The 649-nt window shown below is 50.5% G+C and carries 1 protein-coding gene; it reads right to left on the minus strand.

What is annotated here, in order from left to right; genetic code table 11:
* On the minus strand, positions 1-552 hold a 552-nt coding region (locus ACTHUR_RS15080), incomplete at its 3' end, for a DnaJ domain-containing protein (protein ID WP_440399424.1).
* Positions 553-649: the final 97 nt, after the last annotated feature.

Genomic DNA, 649 nt, shown 5'->3' on the forward strand with positions numbered 1-649 from the left:
GACGTGCACCGTACCTGAGCCGTGACAGGTCGAACAAGTCGATGCGGATGTGCCCGGTTTGGCACCTGAGCCGTGGCAGACATCACATTCTTCGTAAGTCGGGATGTTGATGCGTTTTTTCACGCCTTTGGCGGCTTCTTCAAGCGAAATCTCTATGCCGACCTGCAAGTCGGCGCCGCTGTAATCCGGCTGACGGCCGCCAGCGCTGCCGCCACCGCCGAACATTTGGCTGAAAATATCGGAAAAATCGAAGCCTTGTGCACCACCGAATCCGCCTTGGCCGCCGAAACCGCCAAAGCCACCGAATCCGCCCGCACCTGTGCCCTGTTCGAACGCAGCATGGCCGTATTGGTCGTACATGGTACGTTTTTCCTTGTCAGACAAGGTGTCGTAAGCTTTTTGGACTTCTTTAAATTTTTCTTCCGCTTCTTTATTGTCAGGATTGCGGTCGGGATGATATTTCATTGCCAGCTTGCGGTAGGCTTTTTTGATTTCATCGTCGCTAGCGCTGCGGGCAACACCAAGTGTTTCGTAAAAATCTTTATTGCTCATAATTTTGATAGTGTTAAGAATGAATTCAAACTGGGTGGGATATGTGGGCGAGTATCAAAAACTCAAGTCAGTATTTTCAAGGCCGTCTGAAATTGTG

Source organism: Neisseria sp. P0021.S007 (assembly GCF_051956855.1).